16 protein-coding genes and 1 pseudogene are annotated in these 15,616 nt (G+C 42.7%); 12 read left to right on the plus strand and 5 right to left on the minus strand.

Annotated features, from left to right (window positions below; genetic code table 11):
• Positions 1-85 precede the first annotated feature (85 nt).
• The 6 genes from IQ244_RS25150 (at position 86) to IQ244_RS25175 (ending at position 4,791) form a co-directional block, all read left to right on the plus strand.
• Entirely contained in the window at positions 86-316 is a 231-nt protein-coding gene (locus tag IQ244_RS25150; RefSeq protein WP_193899050.1) for a hypothetical protein, read from the plus strand.
• Positions 317-351: 35 nt separating this feature from the next.
• Positions 352-2,472, plus strand: coding sequence for an ATP-binding protein (locus IQ244_RS25155; protein WP_193899052.1), 2,121 nt, complete (start codon positions 352-354; stop codon positions 2,470-2,472).
• A 161-nt stretch (positions 2,473-2,633) separates the two neighbouring features.
• Positions 2,634-3,026: a response regulator gene (locus IQ244_RS25160; protein WP_193899055.1), complete on the plus strand. Its 393-nt coding sequence runs from the start codon at positions 2,634-2,636 to the stop codon at positions 3,024-3,026.
• 6 nt (positions 3,027-3,032) lie between these two features.
• Entirely contained in the window at positions 3,033-3,437 is a 405-nt protein-coding gene (locus tag IQ244_RS25165; RefSeq protein WP_193899057.1) for a response regulator, read from the plus strand.
• Positions 3,438-3,670: 233 nt separating this feature from the next.
• Positions 3,671-4,195 carry a GNAT family N-acetyltransferase gene (locus IQ244_RS25170; RefSeq protein ID WP_193899059.1) on the plus strand — a complete coding sequence of 175 codons (525 nt, stop codon included), beginning with the start codon at positions 3,671-3,673 and terminating at the stop codon, positions 4,193-4,195.
• 98 nt (positions 4,196-4,293) lie between these two features.
• The gene (locus tag IQ244_RS25175) at positions 4,294-4,791 is read left to right on the plus strand and encodes a GNAT family N-acetyltransferase (RefSeq protein ID WP_193899061.1); all 498 of its coding nucleotides are present in this window, start codon (positions 4,294-4,296) and stop codon (positions 4,789-4,791) included.
• Between the two features lie 61 nt (positions 4,792-4,852).
• Here IQ244_RS25175 and IQ244_RS25180 read toward each other — a convergent pair whose 3' ends face one another.
• From IQ244_RS25180 to IQ244_RS25190, 3 genes are all read right to left on the minus strand, one after another.
• Complete coding sequence (locus IQ244_RS25180) at positions 4,853-7,720, minus strand: DEAD/DEAH box helicase (RefSeq protein WP_193899062.1); 2,868 nt, start codon at positions 7,718-7,720, stop codon at positions 4,853-4,855.
• 81 nt (positions 7,721-7,801) lie between these two features.
• Positions 7,802-8,875, minus strand: a complete 1,074-nt coding sequence (locus IQ244_RS25185; protein ID WP_193899115.1) for a ParB/RepB/Spo0J family partition protein — start codon at positions 8,873-8,875, stop codon at positions 7,802-7,804.
• Positions 8,875-9,645 (minus strand): ParA family protein, encoded by a 771-nt coding sequence (locus IQ244_RS25190; protein WP_193899064.1) that lies wholly within the window; start codon positions 9,643-9,645, stop codon positions 8,875-8,877. Before IQ244_RS25190 ends, IQ244_RS25185 begins: the two co-directional genes overlap by 1 nt.
• Positions 9,646-9,862: 217 nt before the next feature.
• On the opposite strand from IQ244_RS25190, the gene IQ244_RS25195 reads away from it, so the two are divergent.
• The 6 genes from IQ244_RS25195 to IQ244_RS25220 all read left to right on the plus strand — a co-directional run bounded on the left by IQ244_RS25195 (position 9,863) and on the right by IQ244_RS25220 (position 14,474).
• The gene (locus IQ244_RS25195; protein ID WP_193899066.1) at positions 9,863-11,572 is read left to right on the plus strand and encodes a DEAD/DEAH box helicase; all 1,710 of its coding nucleotides are present in this window, start codon (positions 9,863-9,865) and stop codon (positions 11,570-11,572) included.
• 19 nt (positions 11,573-11,591) lie between these two features.
• Entirely contained in the window at positions 11,592-12,632 is a 1,041-nt protein-coding gene (locus IQ244_RS25200) for a hypothetical protein (RefSeq protein ID WP_193899069.1), read from the plus strand.
• A 3-nt stretch (positions 12,633-12,635) separates the two neighbouring features.
• Positions 12,636-12,914 (plus strand): hypothetical protein, encoded by a 279-nt coding sequence (locus tag IQ244_RS25205; RefSeq protein WP_193899071.1) that lies wholly within the window; start codon positions 12,636-12,638, stop codon positions 12,912-12,914.
• Positions 12,915-12,988: 74 nt separating this feature from the next.
• The gene (locus tag IQ244_RS25210) at positions 12,989-13,666 is read left to right on the plus strand and encodes a hypothetical protein (protein WP_193899073.1); all 678 of its coding nucleotides are present in this window, start codon (positions 12,989-12,991) and stop codon (positions 13,664-13,666) included.
• Positions 13,667-13,825: 159 nt separating this feature from the next.
• On the plus strand, positions 13,826-14,188 hold the full coding sequence (locus tag IQ244_RS25215) for a type II toxin-antitoxin system RelE/ParE family toxin (RefSeq protein ID WP_193899075.1): 363 nt from the start codon (positions 13,826-13,828) through the stop codon (positions 14,186-14,188).
• Positions 14,163-14,474, plus strand: a complete 312-nt coding sequence (locus tag IQ244_RS25220; protein ID WP_193899077.1) for an addiction module antidote protein — start codon at positions 14,163-14,165, stop codon at positions 14,472-14,474. Before IQ244_RS25215 ends, IQ244_RS25220 begins: the two co-directional genes overlap by 26 nt.
• Positions 14,475-14,478: 4 nt before the next feature.
• Here the strand turns inward: IQ244_RS25220 and IQ244_RS25225 are convergent.
• Positions 14,479-14,739: pseudogene (locus tag IQ244_RS25225) on the minus strand (tyrosine-type recombinase/integrase); the annotation flags it as partial.
• 98 nt (positions 14,740-14,837) lie between these two features.
• On the minus strand, positions 14,838-15,422 hold the full coding sequence (locus tag IQ244_RS25230) for a tyrosine-type recombinase/integrase (RefSeq protein ID WP_228059137.1): 585 nt from the start codon (positions 15,420-15,422) through the stop codon (positions 14,838-14,840).
• Positions 15,423-15,616: the final 194 nt, after the last annotated feature.

Consider the following 15,616-nt stretch of genomic DNA (forward strand, 5'->3'; position numbering starts at 1 on the left):
AGTTTACTTATAGTAAAAGGGGAAAAACTGGGGTCAATCATTAGAAATGGATAATGGCTGAACCTCTTACTGGTCAACGATTTCAATGACTGGTTGCCCCTGGTTGCACGAACCTTCTATTTACGCCTACATGCTGATTCGGCAAATTCGCTCGCTACCGCCTGAGCAAGGTAGAGATATTCAAGCGATCGCACTGACAGCATACACTGGAGAAATTAACCAGCAAAAAATTCTCCAGGCAGGATTCCAAAAACATTTAACAAAGCCAATAGAACCAGATCAGTTAGTTATAACAATTGTTAGCCTAGTTAAATAATAAAATAATTATTCTGAGAAGTTGGGAGTACACATTTGACTATAAATTCTGATTTTAGAATCCAAAAAGATCAGTTCCTTCCTGAACGCAAAGAAGCTCTACTGGCTCGGATGGCGAACCGCATCAGGCAATCGCTGAACCTGCAAGAGATTTTGGATGCAACTGTGGTCGAGTTGCGGGCATTTTTGCAAACCGACCGGACTAAGGTCTACCGCTTTGATCGCGACGGGCATGGACACGTCGTTGCCGAAGCCAGCGCCCCAAACCGCCTGCCTTCTTTGCTGGGATTACACTATCCATCTGATGACATTCCGCCCCAAGCGCGGGCTTTGTTTGTCAAAGCACGTACCCGCTCCATTGTTAATGTCAGCGAACAGCGCATTATCCTTAACTCGCTGCCGACTCCCAAAACAACGGCGACCTGGGACTTGACCGTTGAAGAAGTGCAAGAGCAACCCCTCGAAGATATCTTAAGCCGTCCGGTAGACCCCTGCCATGTAGACTATCTCACTCAGATGGGTGTGCAATCTTCTCTGGTGGTGCCAATAATTTATCAACAGGAACTCTGGGGGCTGTTGATCTCTCATCATGCCGAACCCAGAGAAATTACATCTGAGGATTTGCTGGTCGTCCAATTGCTTGCCGACCAAGTTTCATTGGCGATTACCCAGGCAAATCTGCTGAGTCAAGTGCAGGAACAGCAGCAGAGGGAAGCGATCGTTAATCAGATTGCTACTATGCTGCACGCGCCTCTGACCCCTGAAGAGATTTTGCATAACGTTCTAGAGCAAGCAGTCAAAGCTTCTGGCAGTTCTGGAGGAAGGTTGTACTTAACTTCCCCGGATGAGGCTTTACCAGCCCATCTTTATACTTACGGAAATCAGCCGGCTCCATCCGAGCAAGAGCAACCACAATTACTAGAAAATCATCCCCTTTGGCAAGAGGTAGGGGAAACTCCTGCTCCCATCGACACTGCCTTAACTCAAGAAGATAAACCTCCCCTGCGAGTGGTAATTAATCTTCAGCAAGAACCGCGTCTCCACCAACTGATTGAATCCTTCCAGACCACACCGATTCGGGGTTTGATTGTTCAACCCTTGTATTATGGTAAAGAATTCCTGGGGTATCTAACATTCTTTCGTGACCAAATCGCCACAAAAAATCTTTGGCCCGGCTATGAGGAAGACGATGAGCGCCAACAGCGACCCCGCCAGTCAATGGCGCAATGGCAGGCGCTCAAACAAGATAAAGCTCATCCCTGGAGCATCGAAGAGATGGAACTCATCCAGTCTTTGAACATTCACCTATCGTTGGCTGTGCTGCAAAACCGCTTCTATCACCGGGAACGCCAGCAACGCTTGGTAGTTGAGATGCACAACGAAGCTCTCTCTCATGCTCGAGCTGCCGCCGAAGAGGTGAGTCGCCTCAAGAGCAACTTCTTGGCTTCTACTAGCCACGAACTGCGAACACCTCTGGCCTCGACCTTGAATTACTTAAAGTTGCTCAAAGAACGCCTTTATGAAGACGAAGAAGAGTTGCGCCAATATATCGACGGCGCTTACCAATCAACGCAAAATCTCGTCACCATCATTAACGATGTGCTTGACATAGCCAAGATTGAAGACGGACGCATAGCCTTAGATTTAGAGACAGTTTATCTGGAACAGCTTTTACAAGAGCAATGTTTCCTCTCTGGTGCCGAAAGCCGCTACAAAGCTGTTCCTTTGACACTCGACTGTGAAATCGGGACTGTTTTCGCCGACAAGATCAAAGTCCGCCAGGTGATGACGAACCTGCTGGATAACGCCTTCAAATTCACAGATGAGGGTAATATCCATGTCCGGGCCGTCGTTGACAGCACTGGGACAATGGCGCAGATTTCGGTGCGCGATACGGGCATCGGCATTGAGATGGAAAACTCAGAGCAACTGTTTGTCCCATTTGTACAAGCTGATGGTTCTGCCCAGCGCGCCTACGGGGGCACTGGCTTAGGGCTGACTATCTGCAAGCGATTAGTGGAACTCATGGGTGGTAAGATCTGGCTTGAAAGTCCTGGGCTAGGATATGGAAGCACAGTAACTTTTACTTTGCCCCTTAACGAACCAAGTCAGATAGCAGGTCAAGGTTCTCTAGTTGAGCGCCAAGCCCCTAGCTAAAAGCTAGGGGCTTGGCCGCCCTTGGAAAATACTTTACCTGACCATAAAAAAAATGGGTATCTTATGGATTTTAATATTTGGACGGCAATTAAAATCACCTGTGTCCTACCCTCATATATGAATGTAGACGCTTCCACCGCACGGAGGTTTTAGTAGCAATCTTGAATATCCTATTAGTTGAAGATGACCAACTCTTAGCTAAAGGAACCGCCAAATTAATCGAACGTTTGGGGGGTCATCAGGTGTTTATTACTGCGGAACCAAAAGAGATCTTCCACCGCTGCGAAGCGGGGACGGTAGAACTGGTGATTATGGATATCAATTTGCCGGGAGCGCGCTGGCAAGGAGAAAAAGTGGATGGCTCCATCCTGTCGCGCCATCTGAAGGCACAATGGGAGCGAATACCGATTATCTTGGTCACGGCTTACACTATGCCCGCCGAGCAACATCTACTGTTGTCCCAATCTGGGGCTGACAGTTGCTATACCAAGCCCATCACTGACTATGATGCCTTTTTAGACATGATTACTCTTCTTAGTCAAAAGAAAAATTAAATTCCTATGTACAAGCTGGCGATTTTGGATGATGACGAACACTGGTGTCGGGTCGCGCAACGCTTTCTGAAGCAAGAATATACTGTAGCAGCCTATAATAGCATATCTAGTTTCTTATGGCACTTAGAAGAACTAAACCAGTACGATATTTTTTTGGTGGACTTTGTGATACCTACGGCTCGGTATGAGCTAAATACAAATAGCATCGAAATCATTACCAATCTCAAGCGACGCTTGCCTCGGCCTGTAGTTGTCTTTGTCACGGCTCATATGAGCCAAAATGAGTTAGGGATGTATGGCAAACGAATATGTCCAGAAGCGGACGGATTTTTTGCCAAGGATACTGGACTAGAAATGTTGGCTCACCAAATAAGGCAACTGCTTACACGAGGTAAAACTGATGACAATTAGGGAGAATTTAACCTTGTACGCGTGAAACGAGGGATGTACAGAAACTTTCGCTATTGCAATCTGTTGAGCCACGTCCGCGCAATAGAGATGCACAACACTGGCTGTTATTACCTTTATCAATACTGCATTTACAGTAGATAACATTAGCTGTTGCTTACCCATTGCTTAGTTTTACTTTTTTATTGAAAATTTTAAAAAACATTTTTCAAGTAAAAAACCAAAAATCGTAGCTTATGGAGAATTTAGAACAAGTCAGTTTAGAGTCTAAAAGACTTATTTTACAAGCGATTTCCTTGGAGTATACAGAAAATGTATTTCGAGAATTTACCAGCGAAATTACCACCTTAATGTATCCGAAACCAGCCTCCAGTCTCAGTGAAACTGAAAAGATAATCAGAGATATGATTCTACAACGAGAAAATCACACTGACCTAGTGTTGGTAATTCTCAACAAGGAGCATTCAGAGTTTTTAGGAATTTGTGAGGTTGAGGCTATTGATACTCATACACCGGAGTTAGGAATTTGGCTCAAGAAATCCGCTCATGGTCATGGTTTTGGTAGAGAGGCAATTGAGGTACTAAAAAACTGGGTGGATAAAAATTTGGAATACAATTATCTTTCCTACCCTGTTGATCAAAGAAATATCCCCAGTCGGAAAATAGCAGAAAGTATTGGGGGTAAAGTATTTCGGGAGTTTCAACAGATTAACAAGAGCGGTCATCTTCTTGATGAGCTTGAATACAGGATTTATAAATAAACGGCATCTCCTGCTAAATACGCAAAAAATACTTTGAGAATGGTTAAAATTATCGCATCTCTCCAAGCCCCGCAAATAGTCATAGCAAGGATTAATAGATGATTGAAATTGTTGAAGCAGACCTTAGTCTGCCTGCTCATGCCGATGCTATGGTTCAATTAATGGATGAGTATGCGCTTGACCCGATGGGTGGTGGTAAAGGTTTGTCGGACTACGTTAAAGCAAATCTAAGAGCAGATCTGGCAAAAAGAAAAGCGGCTCATGTCATTCTCGCCTTTGTCGATGCCGAACCCGCAGGGCTTGTTGTCTGCTTAGAAGGATTCTCTACCTTCGCGTGTAAGCCATTACTTAATATTCACGATGTCATTGTTGCTTTACCTTACCGTGGTAGAGGCTTGTCCAAACTGCTGCTACAGAAAGCGGAGGAGATCGCGTTCGACTTGGGCTGCTGCAAACTTACGCTAGAAGTACTTGAAGGAAACCATGTTGCCCAATCAGCATACAAGGCGTGCGGATTCAGTGGTTATGAGCTAAATCCCCAGATGGGCAAGGCATTATTTTGGGAGAAGAAACTAGCAGCGGTGAGGGATGAGTAGAAAAATTCTTAAAGCAGATTGATATGATTACTTATTATTTGCGCTTTGCACTTGATTGAAATTACCGCGTCTCCCCAAATTCCTTAATATATTCCACCAACTCTTTAGTATGCCCCCCTTCAGAAATTCGCCCCAAATTCCCCACCAGGATAAACAGTTCTCGCGCTCTGCTTACTGCCACATTCAGTAAATTAGGCCGCCGATTAATAAACCAGAGACTATCCGTTGATTGACATTGGCGAGTCGAGAAAATTATTACTGATTTTTGACCCCCTTGAAACGTGTGAACTGTGCCAATGCTCTTGTCTGAAAAATTAGTCCAACGAGATTTTAAACGTTGAGTCAGAGCATTTACCTGACGGCGGTAAGGTGAAATCACGCCAATTTCGTTAAGAGAGTCAGTTAGATTTAAGCAATAACCCGCCGCTAACAACTCCTCAATCAACGCTTCTACTGCATCAACTTCTGCCCAATTAACGTTGTTCTCTAGCTTCCCTTCTACATTACAAGCAATCAAGTTAGTACCCAAGCGAGAAGCTTTAGGCTCAGTTTTGATGATCATGCCGTAATTGCACAAGCTTGAGCAAAAATCAGCAATCACCGGAACGCAACGGTAATGATATTTCAGGATAATGCCCTGACCAATATCTTGCGGTTGCCCTGCTGCCCCAGCCGCCCGATGATAAGCTGTGGTAGCAGTGGGGCTGTAGCGGTCATAATCGGCATCTGTAAGTCCCTGTGACAGAAAAGATTTGCTGCGATATTCCTCTTTCTTCTGGTTGCTCAAATTAACAACCGGCTCCAGTTGCAATGGATCGCCTACAATCAAAGCTCGATTACACCTCACTAAAACGGGAAAAACCTGATGTGGTGGAATCTGACCCGCTTCATCTACAATTACTTGGTCAATACAGCCAGTATCGGGATAGGGTAACAAATTGCGGATGGAGTGCAAAGTGCAAAGGAATACCGGAAACAACAGACTGATATCCCGATAAATGTTTCTCCAATTTGCGCTTAACTGACGGTAAGCTTCCCATTCGCCATTTAATAATGCAATGTAAGTCCTAATAGAAGCTATCACTTCCGAATTTCGCCGTCGAGCTTCTTGCTGTTGAAATTGCCAAGACAACTTAAATAACTCTACTTGCTGCGAGTGCAATTCACTGTAGAAACGACTGTAAAAATCTTTGGAGGGATAAGTAGCAAGTCGGTTTTCGACCTCTCCTTTGCGAGTAATAAGGTCAGTTAGTTGTAGCTGTAATAACTCTCGCTGCTGTTGTGTGCTGTTAAAACTATTGTGTTGTTGCTGCCAATTTGATGCTTCTTTACGTAAATTTTCAACACTTTGCGCTGCTGCTATGAGAGATTCAGGTGTTAATGGAATTTGAAAGGGAAATGGTGTGGCCAGCGTTGCCAGCACAGGCATCTCTATTTGTTTATGTAAGCGTTTGAGAATATGACGGGGGCTGTTTTTGGTTATCGAGTGCCAGAATCGCTTAATCGCCTGCAAAATCTGGACAAACCAGTTGGCGTTTCTACTAGATGCTGACCTGTAACCTTGAGCCGATAAAGAACGCCTAGCATTGTCAAGATGTTGTCCTAGAAGCTGGTAGGCTTCGACTGGAAATCCAGAGTAGTCGCGTGAATATTCTAATGGTGATGATGGCTGAAGTTCAAATGTCTTTATCGCTGACTCAACTGATTGTATATCTCGGCGTAGCTCCTCTAGTAGTTGTTCATCAGCACTTTTCTGTTGAAGATTATCTGAGTCTTGTTTTTTATAAGACTCTATTTGTTGAACACCTGCTAACAACTGTTGCTTTGCTGATGACCATTCATCGTCATTAAACGTTTCTTTGATTAACCAGTCGAGTGCAGCTTGCAAACTAGGTAAGACTTGACTATCAACTAAATCCCTTGAACCTCCTGATAAGTAGAAACGGTCAGAGGTTAAGTTACTGGCTAAGATTTTCTCAACATTCTTTACAGCAAAATTGTTAGTGCTTGTTACCACAGTTAGGTTACTTCTATCTTGACCCGTTGTTGCTAATTCCACCGCTCGACTTACCACTTGCTGCGCTATTTTATGTAGCAACAGTGTCGTCTTGCCATTCCCCGGTGGGCCAATCACAGCAGTAATGGGATATGACTGAGAATGTTTGAGAGCTTGTGCTTGATAGTCATCGGGCTGGGAGTTGGGAAATGCACCCAAAAAAAGTACTTCATGCTGATGTGGTTTCGGTTGTCCAAACAGGTATTCGTCAGCTGGTTGTCCTGGTCTTGCCCACTGAAAGTAACTCTGTTCGCTGATTTTTTGAAAATCTTTTTTGAGGTGGTGATTAAAAGGAGTATAGTCAAAATCCAACAGATAAGGGAGAAGTTTTGACCGTACAGGAAACGGCGGTAATTCAATCAGTCCCATAAAGTCTTGTAGCGTCTTAAAGGGGCGATTGAAAGTAGTTTCCAGAAAAACTTTCAACCCCTCCCTTGTCACCAGGGACTCAGCCGCTTCTTCCTCCAGCCCGTACCACTGCATCAAATTGGGAATAACAGGCTGAAATTCATACTGTGTTAAATCCCATCCGCTATTACGGTAGTTGCCCTCGAATATTGGAGAAACGTTGATGGTGAACAACGGGCGAAATTGACGGCGATTGCTTTCAATTTCATAAAGCTGTGGGAAAGCTACGGCAATTGATGGTAATTCTGTTTGAACTTTTTTCTGGGAATTTTTAAACTGTTGCTTGATGTTTTTAAATAAAGACTCGTCTATTAATAATTTATCGCCAACCAGATTTACAAAAGAGTCCCAGATGTTGGGGTGTTCCGATTCGTCAGCTTCTACTTTGGCATTACTCAAATTTTCGACTTTTATGTAATCTAACCAAGCTTTGAGTAATGCTCGAATCTGTGAATCTTCCGCCATATCTGTTTCTCCCTTTGCACCTAAAGTTGATCACAGATTTTTTCAACTATTTGTAGAGATTACCTGAAAATTCACTCCCCGTCACTCATCCGTAAGTAAGGCTTCTAGCTTGTTTATCAGGTTTACTAGCTGTTTTTGCTTTTTAGGTTCTTTCCATAGCTGACGCTTTTTAATGCGCTGGGTAATATCTTTGAGTCGGTCTGGTATTTGGTTAGGTGTTTTAGATGCTGGTGGTGTTTCAGATGAAGTGTTGGCGATGATTTGTTCTTTGATTTGGCTTAAAGACCAATCGTTAGCTATTGCTTGTGACAAGAGTTGTTTTCGCACTTCCTCATCTTTTACCCGTGCCAAAGCTTGGGCTTTTGTGTATTCCAACTTACCTTGTCGCAATGCCATTAAAATGTCTTCGGGCAGATTGAGCAATGGTAAACGCTTGGTGGTGAACGATAGCCAATTCATCAGTCCCAGGCTCTCAAATACCTGTTCTACCGTCTTTGATTGCTCCAAATCCACTTTAGGAGAAACGTTTCTCCTAGATTCTGAGACAGAATCCAAATTGTCAGAAATGTTATCAAGAGATTCCGTTGATTCTAAGTTAGGAGAAACGTTTCTCCTAGATTCATCTAATGACTCTGTTGGCTGCTTTTCTTCTTTGCTGTGAGCGTTTTTCATGCGGTACAGCAAGGATTTGACCGCTTCTACATCGCAATGCAGCCGGATGGCTAACAGGTGCAAGATACCTTCTGTTTCTTCTACAGGGTTCAGGTCTTCTCGTTGCAGGTTTTCAATTAAAGCCAACTGAAACGCTTGGTCATCTGATAGCTCACGCACAACCACAGGTACAGTTTCAAGTTTTACTTCCTGCCCTGCCCTATAACGTCGTTCTCCTGCTACTAACTCGTATTTCCCAGAGCCTAGTGGACGTACCAACAAAGGTTGGAGGATGCCATGCTGTTTGACTGACTCAACTAATTCTTTTAATGCTTGTGGGTCAAAGTATCGTCTGGGCTGGTGTTGAGGCAGAACTATATCTTCAAGCTTGACAGTAGTTTCAGTAGTACCTGCTGTGTCTCCATCTGGTGAGTCTAACCAAGGCGCAGGGGGTGGAGTGGTAATTTGTCCTGCAAAGGTTTTCTTAGTTTGCTTACGTTGAATCACAAAGTCTCCAAAGCCAAAGCTATTTCTTCAAGGATAGGGACTACAGAATGTTTAGGGTCAAACACTGCCAGGGGCGCACGTTCTTCTGTCGCATCAACAAAAGCGGTGGCTCTGGGGATGGCTGGGAAAATCCGACCCCAAGCCGAAAGTTGTTCTTGGATTGCTGCTAATGCGCGTTTATCGGCTGAGTTTTGGTGAGCATACCGCGTAGGAACAAACCCTACTATTTGAATTTTGCGGTTGGCTTTATTTTTAACGTGGGTGATAGTTTGTAACAGTTCGTCTGTTCCCTCAAAGGCTTTGAGATGGGTTTCTACAGGGACGAGAACGTGTGTAGCAGCAACTAAGGAAATGTAAGAAAGTAATCCTAAACTGGGCGGACAATCTATCAGGATGAAGTCGTATTCATCTAGAACAGGTTCAATGGCTTCCTTGAGGCGCAAGTCGCGCATGGCAGCACTAACTAATTGCATTTCTGCTCCACTCAGAACTCTGCTTGCTGGAGCCAAATCCATACCGTGAATGCCCTCATGAATCGGTAAAGGCTGCTCGTTGATAATGGCATCAGCAACAGTTTTTTGTAACTGAGATGGCACTAACCCCATGAATTTAGTCAAGGACGCTTGGGGGTCTATGTCGATGAGGAGAACGCGGTGTTCTCGTTTCGCTAGGTGGTATCCCAAATTTTGGGTTAGTGTTGATTTGGCGACACCACCCGCCTGATTAAACAGGGCAATAATGCGGCATTGCTTGTCTGAAGTTGACACTGGCTCTTGTTCCTAAAAAATACGTTGAGGTTTGGTCAACCGACTCGGTTTTAGTTTCCAGTTTACGTGTATCAGATGAAAAAAGTTGATTTTTTAGATAGAAATTGCAGTAGATTTTATATAACTTCATTGTATGTAGATTTAACAGTGTCACTATGCGGGAAGATAGCTGCTATGTGTACGCGGATTGGTCAAAAGTAGCTTGTGGGGGTGCATCATGGAAAAGAATTATACATTCAAATTCAATTCTTCCACTGCCTTAGAAGCTCTGACATCTGGTAAATATGACCCTATTAATTTCTACGAAGCGCGTTTAGACCTGTTTAACCTTTCGGTAATGGCAGACTATGATCAGCTGATTTGTCTGCCCACCCTCACTGCTATTGACAAATACTGGTATCAGATTGAAACAGCCCGAAAAGTCCTCAGACAACTGGGTGGACGCGCATTACTAGCGGATGAAGTCGGATTGGGCAAAACCATTGAGGCGGGACTAATCATAGCCGAATACTTAGCTAGGGGTATGGTACAGTCCCTCCTAGTGTTAACTCCCGCATCCCTAGTTTCCCAGTGGCAATCAGAGTTAAGTGACAAATTTAATATCACCACTATTACCACAGATAACCGTGACCCCCAACAACCCATAGAATCTTTTTGGACAGATAATTCCCGAATTATCGCTTCATTAAACACGGCTAAGTCTGCTAAACATTATCCCCACGTCACCAGTCGCACTTGGGACTTGGTAGTTGTCGATGAAGCCCACCACCTGAAAAATCGCACTACCCTCAACTGGAAACTGGTCAATGCCCTGAATAAGCGGTTTATCCTCATGCTCACTGCTACGCCAGTGCAGAACTCCCTTGTGGAATTGTTTAATCTGCTAACTCTCCTCAAACCGGGACTACTACAAACAGAAGCTGCTTTTAAAAAAGAATATGTCGATTCCAGAAATGGACGAGTCCCTAAAAATCCAGAAAAGTTACGTTCTCTGATGCGGGAAGTCATGGTACGAAATACCCGCGCCTTAGTAGATGTCAAACTACCTAAACGCTTCGCCACCACAATTACCGTTACCCCAGCAGCAGGCGAGGAGAAACTTTACCAAGACTTGAGCGAGTATTTACGTTCTTCAGAAGACAAGCTAGACAGACTCTCCCGCACTAATTTGCTAATGCGTGCTGGTTCATCCCCTGGTGCTTTGGCTGACTCCCTCAAGCAACTGACTCTTCGCCTACCCGATGAAGAACTGAAATCTTTAGCAAGACGAGCTACCCAAGTAAAACAGGTCGAAAAAGCAAAAGCATTGGTAGAGATGCTTTTAAAATCTCGCCAGAAAACTTTGGTCTTCACAACCCATAAAGCAACTAGCACCTATTTGGCTAAAACTCTGCAAGCAGCAAATATACCCTTTGCAGAATTTACTGGCGGGATGTCCCTTAAACAGAAAGATGAGGCGATCGCCTCATTTCGGGATAATGTTTCTGTACTCTTAGCATCGGAAACAGGCGGCGAGGGACGTAACATTCAGTTTGCCAATGCGATTGTTAATTATGACCTGCCTTGGAACCCAATGAAGATAGAACAGCGCATTGGTCGTATTCACCGCATCGGACAAACGCAAGATGTGTTTATTTTTAACTTTTGTCTCAAGGGCAGTATCGAAGAATATATTCTGCGGGTATTGCACGACAAAATTAATATGTTTGAACTTGTCGTTGGGGAAATTGAAACAATTTTAGGGAATGTGGATGATGAATTTGACTTTAGTGAAATTGTCATGGATATCTGGCTCAAGCATCAAGTTAAGCCCGAACTAGATACAGCCTTCGAGCAATTGGCAGATAATTTGTTGAAAGCCAAAAACCAATATCAGCAAATTCAAGAACTGGATGAACAGATTTTTGGTGAAGATTTTGAAGCTTGAGAAATTGATTTAATTAAATATGATTTTCGACCCAATTATTGCTACATTATCAAAAATTATTTCTCTACATGACGGCATAGCAGAATCTGCTAATGAACACATTTTAAATGCGTTGTTGACGGAAAATATAGCATCGCTACTTTCTCTACCTGAAGAAGTTACTTTTTCAACTAAAGTTGATGTACCTCAAAGTGTTTTCATCACCTATCATTCGGAAGTATTAAATAAGTTATCTGACCTATTAGCTACCAAAGGACTCATTAGTGCCTTGGGTGTGAAATTCGATGGCTATTTAAAAACTACAGGATTTGAAAAGAGCATAGCAGAGAGATTTGTAGTTCAAAATGGTCTAATTCGTTTTTTAGATGCTAAACCAGAAACCACTCGTTACATCTTGTGTAATGTGGCTTACACAGCAAATGCAGATGAAAAAAGAATAGGTTTAGTTTCATTTATTATCAATGAACTAACAGGAGTAACACCAGTAGAAATTGGTGATGCTTTGTTCTGGGAAGCAGACAGAATCTCTGTCGATGATCAAGAAACGCCATTATCTATCCCTGTTGATAAGTTGTTGAAGTTAATCGAACATCAAAGTGCAATATTGATTGGAACATCTCTAGAAAATTGGCAGGCTAAATTAGCAAGAGCAAAAGCCAGAGATGAAGATAGACTCAAGGCTTATTACAACACCATTAGCTCCGAAATTCGCCACAAGATTGAGTCAAAACATTTAGACGGTGATGAAAAGGATAAGGAACTAGCACGAATTGAAGCCACTAATAGAGAGTTAGAAAGAAAATTGTTAGATATCCAAGAGCGTTACGCAATGACTGTGGAAGCTTGGTTGCACAGTGCCATGATTATTCATTTACCTACGGTACATATTCAATGTGAATTGCAAAGAAAGAAAGCAAAACGAACTGTAACAGCAGTTTGGAATCCGTTCACTAAAATTCTTGAGCCGCTTCGCTGTGAATTATCAGGAGAACCTGTTTACAATTTCTATTTAGATGACAAGTCAGCTAAAATTATCTCACCGACAGTCTGGATAAAGTAATTTATGACAATCAATTTACCTATGAAATTGTCACACTTGCCCAACAGTTTACCATTAGATGGTGCTGTTCGCATCGAGCTAGTAGAAGGAGTACCAATATTTCGAGCTTCCAACTTAGTACAAGGGCGAATTGAAGCATTATTAATTAAGCAGCAAGAATCTGTTCTTACTTCAGAGGACGAAAAAGAATTAGATGGATATGAGGAATTAGACGATTATCTGAGTTTGGTGAATCGGATGAGCAGAAATTCAGCACTAAATCAAAACCAAAGTGAATTATAGGGAATTAGAGATTTGTCTGCAAATCGTTTATAGCACACTTATACTGAACGATTTTATGAATTTAATTCAAATATATGAGACAAGTAATTAAGCAAATTAAAGAGCGTAAGAAAGTTGAACTCAAACGAAAAGATATTAAATACGAACTTTGGCGTTTAGATGATGCTGAATTTAGGAAGCTTAGGCGAAAGAGCCTTCCTATCACAGATGATTATATGTTTTATATGCACTTTTATCTTTCAGAACGTGAGAATAAAAATAAACTCAATTTAGCTCAAATTTTCGTTAGTTTAACACACTTGTTGGGCGAAAGTAGTGATTGGATTGATGATTGGAAAGGTTCTTTTTCTTTTCCAGTATTATTGATTTTAGATAAACTACAAGGGGAATTTTTTTATTTGATAGATATCTATGATAATTGTGGTAAACTATACTTCAGCTTCTACAGAATTTTAGAGAGCGATGTAGAAGGTTATAATAATCAAATACAGCGTGAACCTTTTGAATTAGAATTCTCTCGTCAAGAAATAAACTACTTTTTCTGCTATTTTTATGGTTATCTTGAAGGCTATTTTCACAGTATAAAACTCTTGATACCATCTGAAGAATTCTTCAAGAATATTGGTTCAGATAATATTCTTTATGGGTATAAGGATGAACATTATTTTGAAGAACATTACCCATCTCAAGAAGCATTTAAAACAGCTATTGAACATTTAGAATCAATAGGAATTAGTTCTAATACCTCATAAGATGTCAACGAAATTTTGCAAACAATAACTAGCGAATAGTAAATGCTGCTTTCAAACTATGTTTAGGGTTGTAGTGAGTGCCAGGGTAAACGTCCCAAAATTTGGTAGGGCAGCGTTATTCTTGAAACTTTGTCGCTTTTAAGCTACGATTTATAATCTATGGCTGATATTGTTAGTCAAAAAACCCTGAAAGTCTATGCAAAAGAAGACGGCAAGGAGCCGTACACCGAATGGCTCTTAAGCTTGAAGGACTATGTGATCCGTTCAAGGATAATTCGACGGATAGAGCGACTCAAGCAAAGCAATTACGGAGATTGCAAGTCGGTTGGAGATGGCGTGCTTGAACTGAGGTTTTTCTTTGGCAGTGGCTACCGCGTTTACTTTGGTGAATCCGCGAACGATCTGGTGATTCTCCTGTGTGGTGGCGACAAGGACAGCCAGGAGAGGGACATAGAAAAAGCTAAAGAATATTGGCAAGCTTATCAGGAGGAACAGGATGAGCAAGAAACTGAGAAACCATGACGAGGTTGTGTTCGAGCAGCTGCTGAACCCGGAAATGGCTTCAGCGTACCTGGACGTTGCCTTTGAAGAGTACGAGCAGGATGGCGATCTGGGTTTTTTTCTGGAAGCACTACGGAACGTGGTGGAAGCACGTTCGGGAATGACGAGCCTTGCGGAAAAAACGGGTTTGAACCGCCAGAATCTTTACCGAGTCTTGTCGCCAGAAGGCAACCCCGAACTGCGAACCATCAGCCTTATTCTGCATCATCTCGGCTATCGCCTGAGTGTGCAACCAATTCAAAGCTGAAAATTTAAAACGGCTCAGACCATCGCTTAACCAAAACCTCCCCAGAACTCCTATCAGGGCTTACGTGCAGATATTTACTCGTAGTATCCAAACTTGTATGTCCTAAAGTAGCCTGAACCAAATGCACTGGAACACCTTCATCCAAAGCGTGGGTAGCGTGACTGTGCCTAAACCAATGCGCTGAAACATTCATGGCATTCTCTAATTCTGCTGCCGCCGCCGCCCGCTTCACCACTCGGTCAATATGAGAAGGGGCCAAGGGTCTGCCCGTAGCACTGGCAGGGTGGCCGCCGAGATACGTGCAAAATGGGACACGTTGTAAAGTTTTGTAAAAAAATCAGCTTGAAACCATTGATTTTAGGTTCAGTCGAGCCAGAAATTGTTGAAGCGATCACTCGATAGCTCTGTGTAGCGAATAGTGTGTTGAATATTTTTGTGTCCCAGATAAGCCTGAATAGCTCTAGTGTCGTGACCATGAGAAGCCAGATAAAACCCGCAGGCATGACGTAACATATGCGGATGTACCGATAAAGCTAAACCAGCAAGGGTGCCAGCACGACTAATAATATTAAAAGCTGTGGCAGCAGCCATCGGAGTACCACGCTCAGAAACAAACAAGTAAGGGGAGTCAGGATATTCTCGTTGTAGTTGTCGTAGCCACCTCAACTCTTTTGCACGTAAAGGATGGGTTGAACTGATACCATGCTTGAGTCGATTAATATGAATTGTGCCACTAGAAAAATCTACTTGTGACCATCGCAGGGCTACCAATTCTGATACACGTAGACCGTGACGATAAGCCAGTAAAATTAAAGCCGAATCTCTGTGACCATGCCGCCCGGTTGATGAGGCTGCTTTAATCATGGCTTCAACTTCATTGGGTAGCAGATATTCTCGTGTGCGTTTCTCTAGGTTTGTGACTTTTTTGGGTGGAGCAGTATGAGTCATAAAAACCAACTTGCCCATAAAAGGTAATTGGGTACTTTAACATTGGGTACGAAACAATCAACTCCCCACACATTCCATATTAAAAACTTGCCCATAAACAGTTCTTTTTGGTAATGTTTCTCTACATAAAATCCAACGCTTGTGGCTGATTGGTGATATATATCTTTTGAAGTTTTAAATCGCACAAAAACATC

This window comes from Nostoc sp. LEGE 06077 (assembly GCF_015207705.1).
Taxonomy (GTDB): Bacteria; Cyanobacteriota; Cyanobacteriia; order Cyanobacteriales; family Nostocaceae; genus Nostoc_B.

Excerpts from the sequence above, each read along its gene's own strand:
- IQ244_RS25150 (WP_193899050.1), top strand. The coding sequence starts at position 86 with ATGACTGGTTGCCCCTGGTTGCACGAACCTTCTATTTACGCCTACATG.
- IQ244_RS25165 (WP_193899057.1), top strand. The coding sequence starts at position 3,033 with ATGTACAAGCTGGCGATTTTGGATGATGACGAACACTGGTGTCGGGTC.
- IQ244_RS25170 (WP_193899059.1), top strand. The coding sequence starts at position 3,671 with ATGGAGAATTTAGAACAAGTCAGTTTAGAGTCTAAAAGACTTATTTTA.
- IQ244_RS25175 (WP_193899061.1), top strand. The coding sequence starts at position 4,294 with ATGATTGAAATTGTTGAAGCAGACCTTAGTCTGCCTGCTCATGCCGAT.
- IQ244_RS25180 (WP_193899062.1), bottom strand. The coding sequence starts at position 7,720 with ATGGCGGAAGATTCACAGATTCGAGCATTACTCAAAGCTTGGTTAGAT.
- IQ244_RS25195 (WP_193899066.1), top strand. The coding sequence starts at position 9,863 with ATGGAAAAGAATTATACATTCAAATTCAATTCTTCCACTGCCTTAGAA.
- IQ244_RS25200 (WP_193899069.1), top strand. The coding sequence starts at position 11,592 with ATGATTTTCGACCCAATTATTGCTACATTATCAAAAATTATTTCTCTA.
- IQ244_RS25205 (WP_193899071.1), top strand. The coding sequence starts at position 12,636 with ATGACAATCAATTTACCTATGAAATTGTCACACTTGCCCAACAGTTTA.
- IQ244_RS25210 (WP_193899073.1), top strand. The coding sequence starts at position 12,989 with ATGAGACAAGTAATTAAGCAAATTAAAGAGCGTAAGAAAGTTGAACTC.
- IQ244_RS25215 (WP_193899075.1), top strand. The coding sequence starts at position 13,826 with ATGGCTGATATTGTTAGTCAAAAAACCCTGAAAGTCTATGCAAAAGAA.
- IQ244_RS25220 (WP_193899077.1), top strand. The coding sequence starts at position 14,163 with ATGAGCAAGAAACTGAGAAACCATGACGAGGTTGTGTTCGAGCAGCTG.
- IQ244_RS25230 (WP_228059137.1), bottom strand. The coding sequence starts at position 15,422 with ATGACTCATACTGCTCCACCCAAAAAAGTCACAAACCTAGAGAAACGC.